This is a genomic window from Novosphingobium sp. BL-S-20 (genome assembly GCF_055521635.1).
On sequence record NZ_CM145493.1, the window covers coordinates 952,424 to 973,936 of the forward strand.

General features: G+C 65.7%; 18 protein-coding genes. 5 read left to right on the plus strand and 13 right to left on the minus strand.

Going from position 1 to position 21,513, the window contains the following annotated elements:
* Positions 1-64: 64 nt before the first annotated feature.
* On the plus strand, positions 65-409 hold the full coding sequence (locus ACZ1II_RS04085) for a hypothetical protein (protein ID WP_465143146.1): 345 nt from the start codon (positions 65-67) through the stop codon (positions 407-409).
* 106 nt (positions 410-515) lie between these two features.
* Positions 516-1,307, plus strand: a complete 792-nt coding sequence (locus tag ACZ1II_RS04090; protein WP_465143147.1) for a hypothetical protein — start codon at positions 516-518, stop codon at positions 1,305-1,307.
* On the opposite strand, the gene ACZ1II_RS04095 is transcribed toward ACZ1II_RS04090, so the two are convergent.
* Entirely contained in the window at positions 1,304-3,475 is a 2,172-nt protein-coding gene (locus ACZ1II_RS04095) for a GumC family protein (RefSeq protein WP_465143148.1), read from the minus strand. The two genes, ACZ1II_RS04090 and ACZ1II_RS04095, sit on opposite strands and share 4 nt — an antisense overlap.
* A 42-nt stretch (positions 3,476-3,517) precedes the next feature.
* Positions 3,518-4,570: a hypothetical protein gene (locus ACZ1II_RS04100; protein WP_465143149.1), complete on the minus strand. Its 1,053-nt coding sequence runs from the start codon at positions 4,568-4,570 to the stop codon at positions 3,518-3,520.
* A gap of 95 nt (positions 4,571-4,665) precedes the next feature.
* Between ACZ1II_RS04100 and ACZ1II_RS04105 the strand changes: the two genes are divergently transcribed.
* A complete protein-coding gene (locus ACZ1II_RS04105; protein WP_465143150.1) occupies positions 4,666-5,772 on the plus strand; it encodes a glycosyltransferase family 4 protein in 1,107 nt (368 codons plus the stop codon).
* A gap of 165 nt (positions 5,773-5,937) precedes the next feature.
* Here ACZ1II_RS04105 and ACZ1II_RS04110 read toward each other — a convergent pair whose 3' ends face one another.
* From ACZ1II_RS04110 to ACZ1II_RS04145, 8 genes are all read right to left on the minus strand, one after another.
* Positions 5,938-6,966, minus strand: a complete 1,029-nt coding sequence (locus ACZ1II_RS04110) for a hypothetical protein (RefSeq protein WP_465143151.1) — start codon at positions 6,964-6,966, stop codon at positions 5,938-5,940.
* 142 nt (positions 6,967-7,108) lie between these two features.
* Positions 7,109-8,452: an O-antigen ligase family protein gene (locus ACZ1II_RS04115; RefSeq protein WP_465143152.1), complete on the minus strand. Its 1,344-nt coding sequence runs from the start codon at positions 8,450-8,452 to the stop codon at positions 7,109-7,111.
* Between the two features lie 18 nt (positions 8,453-8,470).
* Positions 8,471-9,604, minus strand: coding sequence for a glycosyltransferase family 4 protein (locus ACZ1II_RS04120; protein WP_465143153.1), 1,134 nt, complete (start codon positions 9,602-9,604; stop codon positions 8,471-8,473).
* The gene (locus ACZ1II_RS04125; protein ID WP_465143154.1) at positions 9,601-10,743 is read right to left on the minus strand and encodes a glycosyltransferase; all 1,143 of its coding nucleotides are present in this window, start codon (positions 10,741-10,743) and stop codon (positions 9,601-9,603) included. Before ACZ1II_RS04125 ends, ACZ1II_RS04120 begins: the two co-directional genes overlap by 4 nt.
* Positions 10,744-10,982: 239 nt before the next feature.
* Positions 10,983-12,674, minus strand: coding sequence for an arylsulfatase (locus tag ACZ1II_RS04130; protein WP_465143155.1), 1,692 nt, complete (start codon positions 12,672-12,674; stop codon positions 10,983-10,985).
* 97 nt (positions 12,675-12,771) lie between these two features.
* Entirely contained in the window at positions 12,772-13,725 is a 954-nt protein-coding gene (locus tag ACZ1II_RS04135; RefSeq protein ID WP_465143156.1) for a TauD/TfdA dioxygenase family protein, read from the minus strand.
* 32 nt (positions 13,726-13,757) lie between these two features.
* Positions 13,758-15,149, minus strand: a complete 1,392-nt coding sequence (locus tag ACZ1II_RS04140) for an MFS transporter (RefSeq protein WP_465143157.1) — start codon at positions 15,147-15,149, stop codon at positions 13,758-13,760.
* A 28-nt stretch (positions 15,150-15,177) separates the two neighbouring features.
* Positions 15,178-17,580 carry a TonB-dependent receptor gene (locus ACZ1II_RS04145; RefSeq protein WP_465143158.1) on the minus strand — a complete coding sequence of 801 codons (2,403 nt, stop codon included), beginning with the start codon at positions 17,578-17,580 and terminating at the stop codon, positions 15,178-15,180.
* Positions 17,581-18,220: 640 nt separating this feature from the next.
* On the opposite strand from ACZ1II_RS04145, the gene ACZ1II_RS04150 reads away from it, so the two are divergent.
* Positions 18,221-18,997 (plus strand): SDR family oxidoreductase, encoded by a 777-nt coding sequence (locus tag ACZ1II_RS04150; RefSeq protein WP_465143159.1) that lies wholly within the window; start codon positions 18,221-18,223, stop codon positions 18,995-18,997.
* A 295-nt stretch (positions 18,998-19,292) separates the two neighbouring features.
* Here the strand turns inward: ACZ1II_RS04150 and ACZ1II_RS04155 are convergent, their stop codons facing one another.
* The gene (locus ACZ1II_RS04155) at positions 19,293-19,553 is read right to left on the minus strand and encodes a hypothetical protein (protein WP_465143160.1); all 261 of its coding nucleotides are present in this window, start codon (positions 19,551-19,553) and stop codon (positions 19,293-19,295) included.
* A gap of 18 nt (positions 19,554-19,571) precedes the next feature.
* On the opposite strand from ACZ1II_RS04155, the gene ACZ1II_RS04160 reads away from it, so the two are divergent.
* A complete protein-coding gene (locus ACZ1II_RS04160; RefSeq protein ID WP_465143161.1) occupies positions 19,572-20,588 on the plus strand; it encodes an isoaspartyl peptidase/L-asparaginase family protein in 1,017 nt (338 codons plus the stop codon).
* Here the strand turns inward: ACZ1II_RS04160 and ACZ1II_RS04165 are convergent.
* Together ACZ1II_RS04165 and ACZ1II_RS04170 are read right to left on the minus strand one after the other, a co-directional pair.
* Positions 20,555-21,124: a GNAT family N-acetyltransferase gene (locus ACZ1II_RS04165; protein WP_465143162.1), complete on the minus strand. Its 570-nt coding sequence runs from the start codon at positions 21,122-21,124 to the stop codon at positions 20,555-20,557. The genes ACZ1II_RS04160 and ACZ1II_RS04165 overlap by 34 nt on opposite strands.
* A gap of 16 nt (positions 21,125-21,140) precedes the next feature.
* Complete coding sequence (locus ACZ1II_RS04170) at positions 21,141-21,500, minus strand: VOC family protein (RefSeq protein WP_465143163.1); 360 nt, start codon at positions 21,498-21,500, stop codon at positions 21,141-21,143.
* Positions 21,501-21,513: the final 13 nt, after the last annotated feature.

Below are 21,513 nucleotides of genomic sequence, written 5' to 3' on the forward strand. Positions count from 1 at the left end.
GCAATCGCGCCGTTTCCTTCTCATTTCATTAGACATTGCGTTCTATCCTGTACGAATGAATGGCATGGCTCGGATGATCGAACGCAGTGACGCCACGGTGATGGCTGTGGACGTGACCGAGGTTGCCGCCAAGCCGTCGGGATTCGAGATCACGGGCGTGGCCGCGACGGGCTGGGCCTGTGAAGGTGCCGAGGTCCGCATCGTTCTCAATCCCGCAGGCACGACCTTTCGCGAGGGCGTACTCGGGCAGGGCCGGGTCTACGAAGACCGGATCGAGATCGACCTGATACTGAACGGGCGCGGCGAGCAGGATTTCGTCCGGCGCCTCCAGGAAGGTCGCGTGCTGGTCCTGCACGGCAAGCCGATCACCGAAAGCCTTCTGCGGATCACCGGCTTCGAACTGCTCTGAAGCGCCGAAAGGGGTAGGCCGCCGCTCGCAATAGCCGGGCCCGCCGCGAAGCCAGCGGTTATCCTGATTCCCTGCATCGGGAGAATTTCATGGACGGGGCCTCTCTGTGAACGTGGCGGTGGACCGCTTCCTGAAACCGCTCGGGCTTCAGGCCCGTGCCGCCGATCCGGGGCCTTATTGGCCAAGGCGCCGGGTGGAGCGCATTCATCACCCCTTTCTCTTCCTTCTCGCGCCGCCGGGAGCGGGGACGACCGCCGTGGCCCGCCATGTCGCCGCGCGCGCCGATGTCGTCGGCCTGCATTCCAGTTTCGAGGGACAGCGACTGGTGCGGGGGCTGATGGACAACGACCAGTGGCTCGCCCAGAAATTCGTGGACTACGAGGCCGTGCTCGGCGGCTGGAGCGCGCGCATGGCCGAAGTGGAGCGCAGCCGCAGCCACGCCTTCTTTCTGGAAAAAAGCCCGCCCCATCTCGTCCGCTACGAGACGCTGTTTTCCCACTTCGCCGAATACCGCGTCGCCGTGTGCAACCGCGCGCCGCTGACCAATATCGACGCCCAGCTCAAGCGCTATGCCCTGCCTGCCTATCGCGGCGTTCCGCGCGAGCAGGTGGTGCGCCATCTCGCACGCACGTGGATATGGCGCAGCGGGTTGTTGCGCGATGCTGTCGAGCGGCACGGCTATCCTCTCGTCACTTATGAGCGCTTTCGCAGCGATAACGATGCGATCCTGACGGCTTTCGGGCTGGAGGTAGGGGCCTCGGCTCCTGCGGCGGAGGACGAAGCCGGTTCGGCGCAAGTGCTCATGCTGACGACCGGAGAGCGTCGGATCGTTGCCGAGACCGTGGCCGAAGCGCCGGACTTGCTGGCGTTCTTCGGCTACGCGGACGAAGCGATCTAGCTCGCTCCGCGCGCGTAGTAGTATTGATAATAGGCCATTTCCTCGCCGAGTACCGCCGAGCTTCGCGTGTCCACCTGGGTCAGCAGCAGCCCGTAGATATGCGCCCCGGCGCGGTCGAGTTCGCGCAGCGCCGTCCTGACGACATTGCGCTGGGTGGTGCGCCAGCGCAGGATCATCAGCGTCACGTCCGCCATGGCCGCTAGTGCGCGGGCCTCGGCCACCGGGATGACCGGGGCGATATCGAGCACCACGAGGTCGTATTCCTGCCGGAAGCGGTCGAACAGGGTGGCGGTGGCGTCGGAATGGATGATGTCGAGCGGGGTCTGCGCGGTGGAATTGAGCGGCAGGACATGAGCGCCGGACGGTTCGTCCACCACCAGCACGTCCTCGACCCGCGCCTCGCCGGTGAGCACTTCGGCAAGGCCGAGGCGTCCCCGCAAGTCGAGCGCGATCGTCGTGCCCATGCGGCGCACGTCGCAATCGATCAGCAGGGTGCGGCGACCGGCCAGTGCGGCGGAGCGGGCAAGCGCGATGGCGGTGCTGGTCTTGCCCTCGCCGGGGATCGAGGAGGTGATCCCCACCGAGCGGGCGACCTGGCCCTTGTGGCCGATCTTCAGCGCCGTCCAGATCGCGCGCACGGATTCGGCGAAAGGCGAGTCTTTGTGCTCGATCAGGAAGTCCGGCACGCCCAATGCCTCATCCTTGTGGAAGTCGGGTTCGTCCATCGTCGCGATGTCGGGCAGGCTGCTGACCACTTCGTAGCCGGTCAGTTCCTCCGCCTCGGCGCGGGTGCGGATGCCGCGTTCGCGCCATTCGAGCGTAAGCGCCAGCAGCACCGCGGCGATCACCCCGGCAATGCCGCCGCCCAGCATGTAGACGAGCAGATCGGGCGAGGAGGGGCGGGGCGGCACCTGCGCGCGGGCGATGACCTGGGCCTTGCTCTTCTCGGTCCCGCGCGTCGCGAGTTCGACGCGGTAGCGGTCGAGAAAAGTCTGGTAGAGCTGGCGCGAGCTTTCGGCCACGCGCTCCAGTTCGTTGAGGCGTACCGAGGCGTTGTTGCCAGCGAGCAGGCGGCCCTTGGCCCCGCCGATGGCGGCCTGGATCGCGCCCACGCGCTGGCTGTCTACCTTGACGTCGGAACTGACCCCGGCGCTCGCGCGGGCCACTTCGCGGCGCAGCGACTGGCGAGCGCTGTTCAGCTGGGCTTCCGTCCTCACCCGGTCGGGGTGATTGGGGCCGAGCGTGGAGGACTGTTCGGCCAGCTTCACTTCCAGCGTCGAGACATCGGTGCGCAAGTCGCGGATCACCGGGCTGCTGTTGACGGCGGTGCCGTTCTCCCCGGCATTTGCGCTGGCACGGCCCTGCGAGGCGGCGAGTTCCGCCTTGGCAGAGGCGAGTTCGGTGTTGAGCGTGGACAGCTCCTGCTGCGCGATAGTGCTGTCGTTGCTGACGGCGACGAGGTCCGCGCTGGCGCGATAGGAGGCGACGGCGGCTTCGGCCTTGATCACGTCGCCGCGCAGCTGGTCGAGCCGGCTGCGCAGCATGTTGATGTCCTGGCTGCGCGCGTTCTGCTCGCCCTGCACCTGCCCGCTGACATAGGCGTCGGCCACGGCATTGGCGACCATCGCCGAGACTTGCGGATCGCGCGAGCGGTAGGCGAGGTTGATCGCATAGGAGAGGCCCTGCCGCGCCACCGTGAGATTGGCGCGCAGGATATTGGCGGCGGCGGCTTCGCTTAGCGGCTCTATTGCATCGGGCGCCGAAGCGGCGATGAAGGCGCGGTTGGTGTTGAGCCGGGCATTGTGCACGGCCGCTGCCGCCACTTCCGGCGAGAGCAGAACCTGCACTTCGGTATCGACCGCCGGGGAATCGACGATCGTATCCTTGTTGGTCTGCGCGGTGCGGACGAGCTGCTGGTCGCCCCGGTCGAGCGCGAGGACGACGCTGGCATCGTATTTCTTGACCGCCAGAGCATAAGCGAGCGCGGTGGCGGCCAGCACGGCGAGGATCGCGAGCAGCATGGCCCATTTGTGCCGCCAGGCCAGCGTCGCCAGCCACGACAGGTCGATGAGCTTGCCCCCGTCGGGGCCGGCGGTCGCACCGGAAGGGGCGGGGTCGGTCAGTCCCAGCCTCTGGGAGGCGGAAGGATCAAGCTTGTTCGTAGCCACGTGCAAGTTTCTACCTTCCGGGAATCGAGGAAAATCGCGGATTTATTTTGCGAGCCTTCGCCCCTTGAAATCCATGAGAAACAGGTAGTAACTCGAAATCTCAGCCACGACGGCCTCGGGCGAGCGGCGATGGACGAAGTCCATGGGCACCGTACCGGCCAAGGACTGCGCGGCCTGCGCTGCCTCGGCGATCTGCGTATGGCCCAGCGGTGCATCTATAGCCGCGACGCGGGGAGGACCGAGTTCTTCCAGCAGCGGTGCGAAGGCGGCGATGCGCGAGACCAGCAGCGGCGTGCCGCGCTCCGCTGCGAGCACGGCAAGGCCGCTGTTCTCGCCGCTCTCGTAAGGGAGTAGCAGCAGGGCGGCTTCGGCGAGACGGTCGGCCATTTGCTGGTCGCTCAGGCGTTCCAGCATCCATTCGATGCGCCAGCCGCGCGCAGCCAGAGTCCGCAGACGGTGGTCCAGTGCATTACCGGCTTCCTCGTCCTCCGGGCGCCCGTGCACGAGGTAGCATCGCGCGTCGGGCTGCGTCTGTTCCAGTGCGGTGAGGAAGGCATCGAGGCCCTTGTAGGCCTTGATGTCGCCGAGGAAGGCGATGGTTTCCGGGGTGTCCGGCGCCGGTGGGGCCGGCTGGGGGTAGGCATCCGAATACGTCCAGTGCGGTGCGACCAGCGCGGGCAGTGCGGCAAGCGCCGGGTAGTGCGTGCGCGCCTGATCCAGGCTGTCTTGCGAAAGCGCATGAATGCCGTCCAGCCGGGCGATCAGGCGTTTCATCCAGAAGCGTTCGAGCCGAGGTCTTTCGCCTTCGTGCGAGGCGACGTTGTGCATGGTCCAGACGACCTTCGCCCCCCGCGCCTTTTGCAGTGCGAGGAAGACGGACCAGACCGCGATCGTGCGCAGGCTGCCGAAGAGGCTCGCGCGGACGACTTTCTGGGGCCAGTGGAGGTGGATCACGTCGCAGCGGCTGGTGAAGCGCTTCACCCAGCCGGGTGCGGAAACCTTGTGCCCCAGCCGCCTGAGCTGTGTGACGAGGATCGCGGTATAGGGATTGCTGAGGCGGTTTTCCTCGCCGGGGAAGCACCAGATTCGAAGCATGGCTTCCTTCTGCTACGGCTTATATACCTAATTGCATTGGCTAGTTTCTTTGTTTGCACCGCACAATGGCGATTAAGTCTAGTCGCGGGGCGCTGATGCGAGTCGAACGGGTCGTTTTTCCTTTCACCAATGAGAAGATCGGCGGCAGCCACGTCTCCTCCTTCACGCTCGGTACGACCTTGCAGCGCGACCACGGCGTAGAGGTGGTGGTGGCTTGTCCGGGCGGCAGCCTCATCGAGCAGGTCGCGCGCGATCGTGGTTTCGCGATCTGGCCGCTCGACGAGAAGCCTGCCTTCCGTCACGGCCTCGCCGCAGAAGCGCGCCTGCTGCCGCAGCGGCTGGCCCGGCTGGCGCGGCAGCCGCAAGGCACGGTGATCCACAACAACGACCTTTCGGCGCAGCAGAGCTGGGGACCGGCGGCGCGGCTGCGCGGGATCGCCTGCATCTATCACAACCGTGCCTTCAACCGGCCGGTGCTGCCGAACCTCATGGTCATGGCCACGGCGCAGCGGATAGTCTGCATCTCGCGCGCGGTGGAGGGTCGTCTGCCCGACTGGCTGCGGCGCCGCTCGGTGCGGATCGACAACCCTTTCGAACTGCCCGCAGACGTCGACGGCGCGGCACTGCGGCGGCGCTTCTCAGAGGAATTTCCGATCGCGCGGGAAGGCCCGCTGATCGGCTTCATCGGCAACTTCGCCGAGCGCAAACGCCCGCGTTTCTTCCTGGAAATGGCGCGAGCGGTGCTGTTGGAGATGCCGCGCGCCGTCTTCGTGATCTTCGGGCGGGCGGTGGACGAGACGCAGCAGAACCTCGAAGCCTTCGCAGCGCGGCTGGGGATCGCGGACCGGGTGATCTTCGCGGGTTTCCGCCTGCCGGTGGAGGAGAACATCGCCCTGCTCGACCTGCTGGCGATCACCGCGATCGAGGAGCCGCTGGGGCGCACCCCGCTGGAGGCGCTGATGCTGGGGGTGCCTTACGTCGCCACTGACGATGCCGGACTGGGCGAGACCGGGCGCCGTTTCGGCGGCGGGCTGCTGGTGCCGCGCGGGGCAGGTCCCGGTGCTTTCGCGGCGACAGTGGTGCAGGCGCTCGGCACCATGCTCCCGGATTTCACGGAGGAGCGCCAACATGCCCGTGACAGCCTTTCGGCTGCCAATCATACGGCGCAGATCCTCAAGGTCTACAAGGCATTGCTCGCTTAGATCGAGCGCTTCGACTTGCTATCTCTGACTTTGCCCAAACCACCTTCGTCATCCCCGCGAAGGCGGGGATCCCGCTTTTCTTGCGGCAGGGCGAGAGGTCGGAAAAAGGAAGCGGGGCCCCCGCCTTCGCGGGGGCGACGGGGAGAAAGGGGCGGGAGACAGGCGCTAGATTGCCAGACGCTGGTCCACCGTGACCTTGGAGCCTGTGTAGCTGGTCGAACTGTTCAGCACCTGGCCCGGTTTGGCGATCAGGCGCTTGATCTGCAGGTTGACCACGCCGTCCTCGGCGCGGAACAGCGGCACTTTGGGATCGCCCGAGGCGATCAGCACGTCGATGGTGATGGTGCGCGTGGCAGTCTTGCTGCCCTTGCCGATGATGCCGACGAAGCGGTTGGTGCCGAGTTCGACGAGGCCGTGGCTCTGGCTGGTCCAGGTTTTCATACCCTGCCGGCAACCCGCGAGGTAGACGTTGTCCACCCGGACATTGCCCTTGATGTCGAGGCAGGCATCGCTGGCGTTCAGTACGCGGCCATTGGAGATCGTGCCGGAATAGCCCGCTTCGGTCGAAATGCCGTCGACGTTCAGGTAATGGCTGCCCGGCGCCATGAACAGATTCTGGAAGTCGAAGTTGCTGATTTCAAACGTACCGACGTCGTTGGCGTCCTTTCCCTTGAGAGTGATGGCCCCCCAGGCGTCGTCGCTGTTGATGGCCGGGCGGTTCTTGTCGCCGATCCAGACGAGGTCGCGGAACACCGCCTTGCCGATGCCGTTGCTGACATTGACGAGGCCGAGACCCAGTGTCGCATCGGCGCGCGCCTGCGTATCGGACACGCGGCGGACCTGGAGGTCCGGGACGTTCTCGCCGCGCATCAAGGGGCCGTAGCGCAGCGATTTGACGTCCTGCATCACGAAACCGCTGGCATTCTTGCCGTTGACGAGGATCTTGCCGTCGATCACGCAGAGCTTCGTTACGTCCGGTGTCGAGCCTGTCAGGCGGATCGTCGGCACGACCTTGCAGGCTGCGGAACCGACTTGCGGGGCTGCGATCGCGGGCATCCGGAATGTCGTGGCCGCGGTCGTTGCGCTTGCCGCCGTCATCGGTGCAGCGGCGACGCTCGACAGGGAAGCGTTCTCCAGGCCGGCGGATGATCCCATCGCGGTCAGCGGAAGTGCAAAGACAAGCGTTCGGAACATGTTGTTTTCCAATGATTCAGGTATTTATTTGAGATTTATTGCAAATTGTCTCGAGTCTATTCTCATTTGTGAGGCATGATTCTATGAGTTTACTTGCCGAATGGATCGCGGGGCCGCAACTTCCGGAGCGGATCAAAGGTCCTCAAACGGGGCGAAGCGCTGCGGCGTTTGCGACGGACCGTTTCGCGGTGCGGCCCTGCAAGTTGGCGTGGACAGTGAATCCGCAGAGCAGGCCGTAGAACAGCAGGCCCTCGATCATCCAGAACGGCATCGTCGCCATATTGAGCAGGAAGAAGCCCAGATGTGCCATGACCAGCGTGAAGCGCGCGGGCGTTCTTGCTGTCAGGGCCAGCGCGAACATCCAGATCCAGAGAAGCAGCATCGCCGCCACGCCCAGTACGCCCAGTTCGTAGAGCGTGGAGATCAGCGTGTTGTGGGCATAGTAGCGATAGCGGCCCTCCCAGGCGTTGGCGCCGAAGCCCAGCACGTGCTGGCGCGGGGTGCCGTCTTCCCAGGCATTGACGTATTGGCTCCAGAGCAGCAGCCGACCCGAGAGCAGAGCCTGATCGGCGCGGCTGAATTCGCCGGGCGCCTTGCTGAGGATCGCGGGGTTCTGCGCCAGCGCCTTGACCGCATCGAAGCGGTCGCCCGCGACCATCGGGATGACGGGAACCGCGGAAAGCACCAGCAGCACGCCGAGGATACCGGCAATCGGCCGCTGGGCAGGGCGCACCGCGCCGGTGATGGAGGCGATGAACAGGCCCAGCATGAGCGGTCCGGCGGTGATGATCGCCGTGCGGTAATTGGCGGCAAGAATGCCGCCAAGGCAGATCGCGGCGATGGCCAGCTTGTAGAGCGCGCGCAACCGGGGGTTGAGGATTGCGGTCAGCAGGCCGGTCAGGAGGATGATCGAGAAGCTGGCTTCGTGGTTGTAGCCGCCGATGTAGGAGGTTGAGCCGTCGCTCTCCGTTGCCTTGGCGATGTGCAGGACCAGGCTGAAGCCTTGAAGCGCCAGCGGCAGCAAGAACGTGAACAGCAGGCGCAGCAGCACTTTTCCCGCTCCGTCGGCCATGAAGGCATCGTAGGCGGTAAGGGCAATGATCGCGAGATAGGCGTATTTCACCAGGCTCTCGACCGCGCCGGAGGCTTCGCCGTTGAGCATCGCGCTCATCACGATGACGAGCAGCAGCGGAACCACCGGCGCCAGGATCAGCGGCACCGCACGGCTGCGCAGGAGCAGGAGGCTGCCGATCAGCACCAGCACGACCGAAGCCAGCGCGTTCCAGCTCAGCCCCAGCGGTGAGGACGCGAAAGAGAATTTTGGCATTGCCGACATCGCAAGGCGCAGGGCGAAGGCCACGATCAGGAACCGTGCCGAGGCGCCGACGCGCAGGCACAGCACGATGACGAGCACGCAGAACAGCATCATCGAGGGTAGCAGCAGGAAGATCGGGATGGGCGGGCTGCCCGCGGTCAAAGCCAGCATCGCGTGCTCCGGGGCTGATCAGTTGGCATGGGTGAGCGCATGGCGATGCCTCCTGCGGGGCCGGAGCTTGCGGTAAGTGGCGGCGGTGCGTTTCGCCACTTCGTCCCAGTCCATCAGGGTGTCGGGCAGGAGGCCTTTCACCTCGCGCGCCTCGGCGCGATCCGCAAGGCGGGCGGCGAGAGCGACGACATCGCCGACCGGGAAGTACCGGCTGGCCGGCAGATCGAGGTCGAGATTGGGCTGGATGTCGCTGAGCAGGACGGGGCAGCCGCAGGCCAGTGCCTCCAGAGCGGCGATCGGCAGGCCCTCGTGAAAGGAGGGCAGCACGAAAAGTCCGGCATTGCGTAGCAGCACGCCCAGCCGCGCGCGCGTCACCATGCCGAGGAAGCGGATGCGCGGTTCCTCCAGCGCCAGCAGGTCCTGCGCATAGCGGTCGTCCTTGCGCCCGGCTCCGGCGATGACCAGCGTGCGGGTGTCGTTGCTGCGCCGGAACGCTTCGATAAGGATGTGGATGCCCTTTTCCGGCACCAGACGGGCCACGCAGAGGATGTAGTTTCCGGCAATCAGCGTAAGTTCGTCGAGCACTTCCGCATCGCTCTGCGGGGAAGGGGGCATCGTGCTGACGCCGTTGGGAATGAATTCGACCCGCTCGGCCCGCGCCGGATAGCGCGCCTTCATGCGGGACGCGAGCGAAGGGGAAACGCAGACCACGCGGTCCGCGGACTGGACCCCGAGCCACTCGCCCAGTTTCAGCATCATCCGCGCGCCGCGCCCCCATTTCTCGCGGTCGTAGTCGGCGCCGTGGTGGGTCAGCAGCACGCTGAGGCCTAGCAGGCGGGCGAGCGGGGCGAACAATGCAGGCCCCACGGCATGGATATGCACCGCGTCCGCACCCCGGCGGCGGGCGTGGAGAATGCCGACGAGCGTGGAGACGAGCGCTTCGCTCACGCGCCCGGTCGGCGAATAGAGGGGGGTCAGCGCGACATGGCGAAAGCTCGTCATTGCCGGATCGACATAGGGCGCGCGGCAGCAGACTTCGATCTCGATGCCGGGATCGAGCGCGGCGATGCGCGGCAGTAATTCCTCGCAATGCGTTTCCACGCCGCCCATGACGCCCGGAATGCCCCGCAGGCCGGTGACGCAGACTTTCATGGCCGGGCTTCCTGCGCGGCATCGATCAGCACGGCGCGGAACCGTTCGACGGCGCGTTCCACCGAGAAGGCGGCGGCGCGCCCGGCGGCGGCGGCGGCGAAAGCGTCGTGCCTGTCGCCGGTGAGTTCGGCCATGCACAGCGCCATGGCCCGGTCGTCGTCCATGGCGACGAGTGCGCAGCCATGGCCGAATGCAGGCTCCCGGCCGTGGCGGCGCGTTTCGAGGATTTCCGCCGGGCCGGATGGGCAGTCCGTCGCCGCAACCGGCAGGCCGACGGCCATCGCCTCCAGCATTGCGTTGGGAAAGCCTTCCGCGTTGGACGTGAGCAGGTAGCATCCCGCCCGCGCCAGGACGGCGTAGGGGTTGGCTACAAAGCCCGCGAAGCGGACCCGTTCGGCAAGCCCCAGCGATGCCGCCAGCGCGGTCAGATCCTCGCGCAGGGGGCCTTCGCCCAGCACGATCAGGTTGCCTTTCGTTTCCGCCTTCGCGAGTGCGCGGATGGCCATGGCGGTATTCTTGTTGTCGACCAGACGGCCCATCGTCACGAAGTCGGCGGCGCTTACCGGGATCGCCGGTTCGAGCGCGGCGAGATCGCGGATGCGGGGGATGTCGACCGGGTTGTAGATCACCGAAATCCGCGCGGGTTTGATGGCGAAGTCGGTTTCCAGCGTGTGTGCGACGCCTTCGGAAACGGCGATGATCCGCCGGGCCGATGGATAAGTGCGACGGATCAGCATGCGGCTGAAGGAGCCGAGGCGGCCGCTTTTCAGGTGGGCAGTGGTATTCACCCGCTCGCTGATGACCGCCGCACCGCCGGTACGGCGCATCGCGAGGATTGCTGCGACATTGGCGCGCGAGAGGAAGGACAGCGTCACGTCCGGATGCAGGCGGCGCACCAGCTTGCGCGTGCGGGTTACACTGCGCAGCAGCCCGCCGCGCGTATCGAGGCGCTCGACCTGCACGCCAGCGGGCAGGCGATAGGCCTCCTCCGCCTCGTTATCGAGAAGCGCGACCGTGATCGCAAATTCATGGGGGCGACGACCGAGCTGGTCCACCAGCGCGGTGAACACCCGCTCCGCGCCGCCGCCGGCCAGCGAGTTTATGACGAAGAGTGCGCGAAGCGGCGATTCGGAACGCATGCGACCTCTCGTGATCCTGGAGCAGGTGCAAGCGTAACCAGCGCGGCGCGTTGGTGATATTCAACAAAAGGGCCAGTCCGTGGCCCATCGGGGGTATCCGCAGCGTTGCCATCTATCGCCGCGCGGCTTTGATAAGCGGGGTTTTTGTTCGCTGGGTTGGCGAAACGAGAGGGAACCTTGCGTGATCCCGGCCCTTCGGCTTTTCGCGCGAAGGGCCGGGTACCGGCTCGTGCCCCTTTTTACGGCCGGTAGAGAGTTTCGGTGGGCAGGATCACGCCGTTGGCCTTGGCGTAGCCGTCCCAATCGGCAGTCAGCTCGCGCAGTTTGTCGGGGTTTCTGGCCGAGAGGTCCTCGGTCTCGCCGGGGTCCTTCGCGATGTTGAAGAGGCGCCATTGGCCGTCGCCGATGTCGGTCACTTTCCAGTCGCCCTTGCGCAGCGCGCGGCTGCCGAACAGCTCGGTGCCGAGCGGTTCGTCGGCGGCATGGACGAAGGCGGCCTTGCCTTCGAGCCAGGGGCGGGCGCTCTTGCCGGTGATCGGCAGCACGGTGCGGCCCTGGAACGTGGTACCGCCGCTCGGCACACCGGCATAGTCGAGCAGGGTCGGCGCGATGTCTGCCACGCTGACATAGGCACCGCCGATGCCCCTGGCGTTGGCCAGACCTTTCGCGCTGACGAAGGCGACGGTGCGGGTGCCGCCCTCGGAGGCATAGGCCTTGGTCAGCCAGGCGGGCGCGGTGCCGGCTTGTGCCCATTCGGGGCCGTAAGTGACGTAGGAATTGGGCTTGCCGCGATTGGCGAAGCTGTTGTCTGCCGCCTCGATGCGATTGGCGAGCATCTTGGCGCCGGTGGTCCGATAGTCCAGCCCTTCGGCTCCGTTGTCGGCGAGGAACACGATCACGGTGTTGTCCAGTTCGCCGCTGGCGCGCAAGGCGTCGAGCACGCGGCCGACGTTGCTGTCCATCCGCTCGACCATGGCGGCGTAGATTTCCATGTCGCGCGCGGCCTCGCGCTTGTCGGCGACGGAGAGCGAATCCCAGCCCCCGCGCGGCGCGCGAACGCTGTGAGGGACCGTGCCCTTGGGCAGGATGCCGAGTTGCTCCTGCCGGGCGAGGCGGCGGCGGCGGATTTCGTCGAATCCGGCGTCGTACCTGCCTGCCTGCCGCGCAACGTCCGCGTCCGGTGCCTGGAGCGGCCAGTGCGGCGCGGTGAAGGCGAGATAGGCGAAGAACGGCTTGTCCGGGCTTTCCGTGCGGCTCTGCTTCAATTCGGCGATCAGGTTCGTCGCATAAGTGTCCGACGAGTAGAAGTCCTTGTCCAGTTCGGTCAGCACCTGGCCGTCGCGGGTATAGGTCGTGTTCTTCTTCGGATCGGGACCGAGATCGCGGCCGTAGTGGTTTCCGGCGCCCTGCAGCAGCGCGAAGCTGTGCTGGAAGCCGCGTGCATGGGGATCGAGGTCCGGTGTCAGGCCAAGGTGCCACTTGCCCGAGAGCAGCGTGCGATAGCCGCCGGCGGCCAGGCGCTCGGCCAGGCTGGCGACGTCGCGGCTGAGATAGCCTTCGTAGCCCGGCTGGCCCTTCTGGTTGGGGGCGGTCAGTTCCGCCATGCTGCCGAGACCTGCGCGGTGATTGTCGGTGCCGGAGAGCAGCATCGAGCGGGTGGGCGAGCAGGTCGGCGCCGTATGGAAGCCGGTCAGCCGCAGCCCGTCCAGCGCCAGCCGGTCGAGATTGGGGGTAGCGATCTCGCTGCCGAAGGCGCCGATATCGGAAAAGCCGAGGTCGTCGGCGATGATGACGAGGAAGTTCGGGCGCTGCTGCGCGGGAACGCTTGCGGGTGAGGGCGCGGGCGCCTTGGCCGCGACCGGAACCGCGGTGGTCGTGGCGAGCAGGGCGGCTCCGAGGGCGGCGGCGAAGGCGAAACGCGAGGTTTTCATCAGGTGGTCCTTGGTGGAAAAGTCCCGCGCCGTGTCCGGTCTTTCAATGCTCCGGAGCGCGGCGCGGGAAGGGAACGGCCTGTGCAGGTATGAGGGATCAGGCCGTTTCGTAGGTGGTTGCCTTCTCCTTGCGGATGGTGCGGCTGTTACGGCCGTCGATCGAGACCGGCACCGATCCGGCGATCGTCGCGCGGCGCAGGGTGCGGCGCTGGAGGCCGAAGTCGGCGACGGCGCGGTGCTGGGTCGCCTGGTTGTCCCAGAAGGCCACGTCGCCCGGCTGCCAGCGCCAGCGCACGACGTTTTCGGGGCGGGTGATGTGTTCCTGAAGGATCGAGAAGATGCGATCCGAGTCCGCTTGGCCAAGGCCGACGATCCGTTTCACGAAGTGGCCGAGCAGCAGTCCGCGCTGGCCCGAAACCGGGTGGACGCGCACGAGTGGGTGCTCGGTCTCGTAAACGGTCGAGGCGAAGACGCTCTTGTGGAATTTGACCCGTTGTTCTGCGGCTTCGTCGGCCTTGGGGGCATTGGCCAGCACGGCCGCATAGTCGTAGTCGTTCGAATGGACGGCCCAGAGACCGTTCACCAGCTGGCGCAGACTTTCGGGCAGGCCTTCGTAGGCGGTCTCGGTATTGGCCCAGACGGTGTCGCCGCCCGCCTCCGGAATGGTGATAGCGCGCAGGATCGAACCGGCCGGATAGGCGTCGGTGAAGGTTACGTCGGTGTGCCAGCTGGAGGCGGCGTAGCCTTCCTTGCTGTCGAGTTCGAGCAGGTAGCGCGAGCCTTCGGCCACCGGCACCGTGGGGTGAGCGACCGGAGCGCCGAACAGCGAGGCGAAGTCCTCGTGGCGCTGGTCGGTCAGTTCGTGCTGGCCGCGGAAGAAGATCACCTTGTGGCGGACAAGCGCGTCCTTGACGGCCTGAACGGTTTCGGCGTCGAGGTCGCCCGAAAGGGTGACGCCGCGGATTTCGGCGCCGATGGTGCCGGTGATCGGCACGATGTCCAGCGGCGAGGCGGGGTCCTTGGCATTGGCGTAAGTGGCAATCGAAGTCATGGCATTCACTCCTTCTTATTGATGTCGGGAACTTACTCAGCGGGAACGAGGGCGGCGGCGTAGACTTCGTCGCGGGCCTTGAGCTGGCGACGGATTTCGGCGTGGCGGTCGGCATCGAGCGGGAAGCCTGCGACCAGCGCGGCGGCGAGGGTATGGGCGAGGGCCGGACCGAGCGCGAAGACCAGCAGCAGGGCGTTCAGCGCCTCGGGCGTGTTGGTGGCGGCCTTGGGGTCGAAGCCGAAGGCGGTGACGAGCGGCAGGGCGATACCGAAGGCCAATGCGCTGCCCAGCTTCATCGAGACGCTGAAGACCGAATAGTAAAGTCCCACGCGGTCCTCGCCGGTCTCGGCGCGGTGGAGGTCGGCGACGTCGGCCACCATCGAGCGCAGCATCAGGTTGCCCGAGCCTTGCGAAAGGCCCTGCGCCACGGCCAGCGCCATCATCAGGCCGAAACGGTCGGGCGTGAGGAAGACGAGGCCGAAGTTGATCGCGGCCTGGGTCAGTTCGGCGGCGACGGCGGCGCGGCCCTTGCCGAGATGCTGGCCGATGCGCCGCCAGATCGGTCCGGCCAGGATGCCGAACGAATATTGGAGCAGGAAGAAGCCCGCCGCCCATTCCGGGCGCTGGAAGTAGATCGTGACGATGAACAGCAGCAGTGCGGTGCGCACGCCCTGTCCGGCAGTGACGGCTGCATCGGCGGCGAGCACGCGCAGTAGCAGGGCATTGCCGAAGACCGCTTTCAGCGTCTTGCCCAGTGCGAAAGGTTCGGCGCCGCTGGGCGCGCTGCGGTCAGGTACGGAAGTCAAGGTCAGCAGCAGGCCGGGGATGGCGGTGACGAGCACCAGCGTTCCGAACAGGGTCAGGCGCAGCGGTCCGTCGTCGGGGCGAAGCTGGTCGGCAATGGCGGGCAGCAGCAGCGTCAGGACCAGGGCGCCGGAGGTGAGAAGGGTGAACAGCGAGGCGATCCGCGTGCGCTGGTCGTAGTCGCCGCTGACCTCGCCGGACCAGGCGTAGAGCGTGGTCTGGGTGATCGAATAGCCGCTGAAATAGGCGAGCACGCCAATCGCCACCCAGGTGAGGCCCACGCCCTGAGGCGGGAAGAACAGCATGGCGCTGCCGACGATGAACAGCAGCCCGCCTCCCGCGATCCACGGGCGCCGCCGTCCGAAGCGGCTGACGGTGCGGTCGCTCAATGTGCCGATCACCGGGTCCAGCAGCGAGTTGAAGATCTGCCCCACAAGGTAGATCAGCCCGAGCCCGGCCAGCGGGATCGCGTAGTGGCGGGAAAGGATCGCGGGCACGAAGGCGATCACCGGCTGCGCGGCGGCATAGAGAGGAACCGACATCGCGGAGAAGCGCAGGAGGCGCCAGCTGTCGAGCTGTTCCGGTCGTGATGCCGATCTGGAGAATGTCTCGCGGGTCATGGCTGGCGCCTCCTGGCTGGGAGCGGGGTTAGAGCTTGGTGCGCAAGGTCGCGCCGAAAGTGCGCGGCTCGCCGAGCTGGGCGGTGACCGCGCCGGTGTTGGCGGCGCTGAGACTGACGAAGTAGTTCTTGTCGAACAGGTTCTTGGCCCAGATCGAGAAGTCCCAGAGGCCGTCGTCGGTCCTCAGGCCGATGCGGCCGTTGGCAATGCCGAAGCCGGGGATCTGCGCCCAGGCCGAGTTCGAGGCCGAAGTGTTGAAGTTCGAGCGATAGGCGTAGTCGGCATGGGCATAGAGGCCGAGGCCCTTGCCGCCGAGATCGCCGAGCGGCGTGTTGAAGTCCGCACCCACGGTCCAGGCCCATTTCGGCACGCCGGGCAGACGCTCGCCGGAAAGGTCCTGGATCGCGCCGAGGTTCTGGCGCTCGAAGGCCTGGGGGGCGTTCTTGTACGTGACATAGGTGGCGTCGGTGTAAGTGGCAGAGGCGTTGAAGCTCAGGCTGTCGGTCGGCGCGATATTGAACTCGCCCTCGATGCCGCGCGAGCGGACCTTGGGAATGTTCGAGATGTACTGGCGGCCGACGACGGCGCCTGCGGGCAGATCGGTGATGGTGGTCTGGTAGTCGCGGATTTCGGTCCAGAAGGCGGCGGCGTTGAAGGTCGCGCGGCGGTCGAGGAACTGCGACTTGAGGCCCAGTTCGAAGGCATCGACCTTCTCCGGCTTTACGTCCGGATCGACCCCGGCGGGCAGGACCGAGAGGTTGAGCCCGCCCGACTTGTTGCCGCGCGAATAGGAGCCGTAGACATTGACGTCTCGTGCGACCTTCCAGCTCAACGTGACGAGGCCGGACAGGCTGTTGTCGGTGAAGCTGGTGGCATAGCTCGTCACCGGGTTGAATTGGGTACGGATCGCGGTGATCGCCGCCTGCTGCGCAGCGGTGAAGCCGGAGATGTCGGCGCCGTCCACCCAGTATTGCGAGAAGGCGCCCGACTTCTTTTCATGGGTGAAGCGCAGGCCGGTGGTGAGGGTCAGGGCATCGGTGATGTGCCAGTCGGTCTGGCCGAAGGCGGCGAGAGTCTTGGTTTCCGGCGTCGAGGTGGAGTTGGATTCGAAACCGTCGAGCGCGGCATTGGCGATCGTCTGGTTGGCGTTCGGCAGGTTCCACAGCGCCGCCGCCGGGCCGTAGCGCGAGGCGCCGTAGCCGCGCACGATCTGCCAGAAGTAATAGGCGCCGATCACGTAGTCGAAGCTGCCGCCGCTCTTCGAGGCAAGGCGCAGTTCCTGGCTGAACTGGCGCTGGCGATTGGCCTGCTGCGCCTTGGTGACGATCGGCAGCGAGGTGCTGTCGCCATCGTTGGCCGGGTCCCAGTCCCACCAGCGATAGGCGGTGATTGAGGTCAGCGCGGCGCCGCCGAGGTTCCAGTTTACCTCGCCCGAGACGCCGTATCCGGCCATGTTCGACTGATAGTGACTGTCCGCCTCGCCCACGCGGTCGAACGGTTGGAAACTGGGCAGCGTATAGCCGGGGAAGCGCGCGGCGCGCTGCGCCCAGTTGTTGGCGATCGTCGCGCCGTTCTCGTAAGTCGTGTGCAGTCCGGCGAAGACGTTGAGGACGTGGTTCTGTTTCTGCCGCGCATAATCGCCGATGATCCGGACTTCGAGGTCCGGGTCGGGCGTGAAGAGAAGCTGGCCGCGGATCGACTTGTTCAGATAGTCCTGCGCGCGGGTCCTGGTGGTCTTGTTCCAGAGGAAGCCGTCGTTCTCGCTGATCGCGCCGGACAGGCGCACGGCCAGCAGGTCCTTGAAGATTCCGGCCGAGCCGGAAGCGCGGAACTGGTAGAAGCCGTAGTTGCCGATGCTCGCCTCGGCCGAAAGTTCGGGGTCGAAGGTGGGCTTCCTCGAAGTGACGTTGATGACGCCTGAAGTGGTGTTCTTGCCGAACAGCGTGCCCTGAGGGCCGCGCAGCACTTCGATGCCCTGAAGATCGACGAGATCGAACTGGGCGAGGCCGACGCGGCCGTAGTAGACGTTGTCGATATAGAAGCCGACGCCGTTCTCCAGCCCGTCATTGGTCAGCGAGATATTGGAGCCGAGGCCGCGGATGTTGATATTGGTATTGCGCGGATTGTAGGTGATGACCTGAAGGCTCGGCACCTGTTGCTGGATCGAGCCGAGCGTATAGTCGCCGCGCCTTTCGAGGCTGGCGGCGCTGATTACGCTGATGGCGACCGGGACGTCCTGAACGTTCTCGTCGCGGCGGCGCGAGGCGGTAACGACGATGGCTTCTCCGCTGCCGCTTTCTGCGCTGATTTCGGGGGCGGTTTCAGGGGCGGCTGCGAGTGCCTCTTCGGCAGCCAGAGCGGCAGGCGCGGCGGTGAGCAGTGAAACGGTGAGGGCGAGCGGGCTGCTGGCGGTGACGAAACGGCGAAACATTCAAGTCGGTCCCTGTTTTCATGAGTGCGCACCGAGTCGTTCGTCGGGCGTGATCTTTTTGGTTTTTCGGTTGGTCGGGCTGGCTGACTTCGACGCGAGAGGCCGCAGCCGGAGCCTGCGGTGAGGGCCCGGAGCACATGCCTTCTCGCCGCAAAACCTCAGGTCTGCGCGCAAGGTGCGTGAAGTCTGTCAGGAAAGGCGCGGACTGCCGGCAGGGCGGTCCGTCGCGGCGCGTCAGGCGCGCGGAATCATGGTCTGCATCGTATCACCTCATCATTGGCGTGAGGGGAACACGATGCCTGGCGCTGTCGCCTGGAGCATCGCGCGCTTTAGCGGTTGGTAACGCGGAGCAAGCTGCTTCCCGATCAAATGCCGCGGACCGGTGAACCTTTGAATGCACGGGCGGACTGGTCAGCCGTTTGCCGTGCGGTGTGCTTGTCTAGCTATTTGGTTGAGAAAGTCGGGTCAATGCAAGGTTTTCTATCGGGGGCTATGGTACCGATTTCGGGGTGTTCTCTTCATCCTAGGAATATGACTTAATATCAGTATTTTGTTGCTATCTCGCTTGCCTGTTTCGTTTCTGGAATAATCGCCGGAGAGACGGCTGGCCCGTTTTGGAAGAGGGTTGTAACGAAGCGGGATGACCGTTTTTCCCTCTGTTTCGCCTGCGAATCCCTCTTCGACGCCGCTGCAAAATCGCCGTGCGCTGGTTACCGGCGCGGCGGGCGGATTCGGTCGTGAGATTGCTCTGGGCCTGGCGCGGGCCGGTGCACACGTGATCCTGCATGGACGGCGCGAGGCGCAGCTTGCCGCCTTGCTTCGCGAGATCGTGGAGGCGCGGGGCACAGCGGAGATCGCGGCCTTCGATCTGGCCGATGCCGAGGCTGCGGAGGAGGCGCTGCGGGGGATGGGAAAGGTCGATATCCTCGTCAACAATGCCGGCCATCGCGATCGGCGCGCCATGGCGGAACTGGACCGCGAGGCCGTGCGGCGGATGCTGGAGATCAATCTCGTTGCGCCGTTCGATCTGGCGCGGGCACTCGCACCGGGCATGGATGAGGGCGGGCGGATCATCAACGTAACCTCGATTGCCGGGCAGATCGCACGATCGGGCGATGCGGCTTATACGATGGCGAAGGGCGGGCTGGACGCGATGACGCGGGCGCTCGCGGCGGAACTCGGGCCGCGCGGGATCACGGTCAATGCCGTCGCCCCCGGCTATTTCGCGACCGAAGCCAATGCCGTCATGGTTGCGGACCCGGCTGTGGCGGAGCATCTGGCGCGGCGGACTTCGCTGGGACGCTGGGGCAGGCCGGAAGAAATCGTAGGGCCGGTCGTGTTTCTGGCTTCCGATGCGGCGAGCTATGTGACCGGACAGGTCATCGGCGTCGATGGTGGCTACCTGGCTCACTTCTGATCGATTGCTCTAATTGCATGTACCTCTGCGTATGACGCAACTGCGGCCGAGGCTCAAGCGGTTCCCCGTCCTGGCCGTGTTCCATGATGGCCAAAGTTGCGGTTATTGCGACGGAAAATCGTGATGCGATGGATAGCGAAATCGGTTCGACATCATGGTTCAAGCGGTTCAGCATAGCGCAGGCCCATCGTGGGCATGCTGATTAAGCTAGCAATAACATATACATGATTGAAGGTTTTGCCATCGGTGATCCGTTCCGGTTTCACCGGGATAGCGGTGCGGAAAGCGCAATCGTTCATTTGCCAGAACGTCGCCCGACTTTTACGAATGATCGCAAAATCCCTGCAAGTTGCATGACGCGCAACTGCTGATTTCTTTTCTTCATTTGCGATAATCGCGATTCTCGACCATTTAGAGCGGGCCTTTCAGGCATCCTCTCCCAAAAACTTTCCAAGGGCTGGTCTTCGGACCGGCCCATTTTTTTTGTCTTCCATGCGTAAGCGCCCTTGCAAATCCGGCAATGCTGTCCTGAAGGCGATTGCAATGCGATCGCCATGCAGCAGGGAGAATTCGAATGCGCCTCGGGAAATTTGCCGGTCTGACTGCTCTGGCGCTTGGCCTTGTAGGCCTTGATGCAGGATCGGCGGCTGCCGCCCCGCGCTGGTCGCTGGCGATTCATGGCGGCGCAGGCGTGATCGAGCGCGGCTCGCTGACGCCGGAACAGGAAAAGGCCTATCGCGCAGGTCTCGACGAAGCGCTTCGCGCCGGGGCCGCCGTGCTGGACAAGGGCGGCACTTCGTTGGACGCTGTGACCGCTGCCATCCATGTCCTCGAAGACAACCCCCTGTTCAACGCCGGGCGCGGTGCGGTCTTCACGGCCGAGGGACGCAACGAACTGGACGCGGCGATCATGGACGGTCGCACGCTCAAGGCCGGAGCTGTCGCCGGGATCACCCGCACCCGCCATCCGGTGGACGCCGCGCGGGCGGTGATGGACCATAGCCCGCACGTCATGCTGGCGGGCGAGGGCGCCGATCGCTTCTCGCGCGAGCAGGGGCTGGAACAGGTCGATCCCTCCTGGTTCCGCACGGAGAAGCGCTGGGAGCAACTGCTCAAATGGCGCAAGGATCATCAGGCCGCGCTCGATCCCACCCATCTCTACGGCACTGTCGGCGCCGTGGCGCTCGATGCCGCCGGGAACCTGGCCGCCGCCACCTCGACCGGCGGCATGACCGGCAAGCGCTGGGGCCGCATCGGCGATTCCCCGATCATCGGCGCGGGCACCTATGCGAGGAATGGCGAATGCGCGGTCTCGGCGACCGGCTCCGGCGAATACTTCATCCGCGAGAGCGCGGCACGGCAGGTCTGCGACCGGGTCGGCTATCTGCACCATAGCTTGGCCGCTGCCGCGCAGGAGACGATCGCTTCGGTCGGTGCGATCGGCGGCGACGGCGGGCTGATCGCGATGGGGCCGGAGGGCGTTCCGGCCTTCGCGCTCAATTCTTCGGGCATGTACCGCGGGCAGGTCTCCGCGGCGAGCGCACCGCAGACCGCGATCTATGCCGATGAAGCGATGCCCGCCGCGCGCTGAGCGCTAGGCCACTCCTCGGCCAGAAGACCGAAGAGGAGGGTATCGCGAATGCCGATATGGGTCTGCCATTCGGCGCGCAGATGCCCCTCCTGCCGGAAGCCGAGGGCCTTCAGCAGCGCTATCGATCCGCGATTGTCAGGATCGGTATCGGCGAAGACCCGTCTTTGCCCTTCGGCGAAAAGTTGTTCGATCACTGCGCCGACCGCTTCCCGGCCGATCCCGCGTCCCTGAGCCTCGCGCGCGAGGAAATAGCCGATCTCGCTGACGCCGGGCCGCTTCTGCCCCGCTGAGACGAAGCCGAGTGCCCGGTCCCCGCCGCGTTCGAGAATGGCCCAAGTGCGCCATGAACCGGCCTTCTCCAGCGCAAAATCGGCGCGCAGTTCGTCAAGGTCCGCGAAGGGCGCGCGTGACCACCATGTCATGCTAACCGGATCGGACATCGCCGGGAACAGGGCCTCGGCGTCGTCCGGCGTGCGGAGGCGCAGGGTCAGGCGTGCGGTTGCGAGCTGGGGGAGTGCGAAGTCGTTCGATGTCATGATCCGTGCCGTCGTTTCAATCCGAAGTGTCGGGTTGCCACAGTTCGATCGGATTGCCTTCCGGATCGTGGATGCGGGCGAAGCGGCCCACGCCCGGCATGTTCCATTCCGGGTTGGTGACGACGACGATGCCCGCCACGAGCAGCCGGGTGCAGAGATCGTCCAGATCGTCGACCCGGAAGTTGAGCATCCAGGCTTTGTCGGGGGGGAAATAGTCGGTGGCGGCAGGGAAGGGTGAGAAGACGCTGGGACCAGCCTGCGTGTCCCAGGCGCCGTAGGGCGCCGAGCCGACGCCGAGATGCTCGGCATACCAGGCGCGCAGGGCGTCCGGATCGCTTGCACGGAAAAAGAAGCCGCCGATCCCCGTCACGCCCATGTTTCCGTCTCCC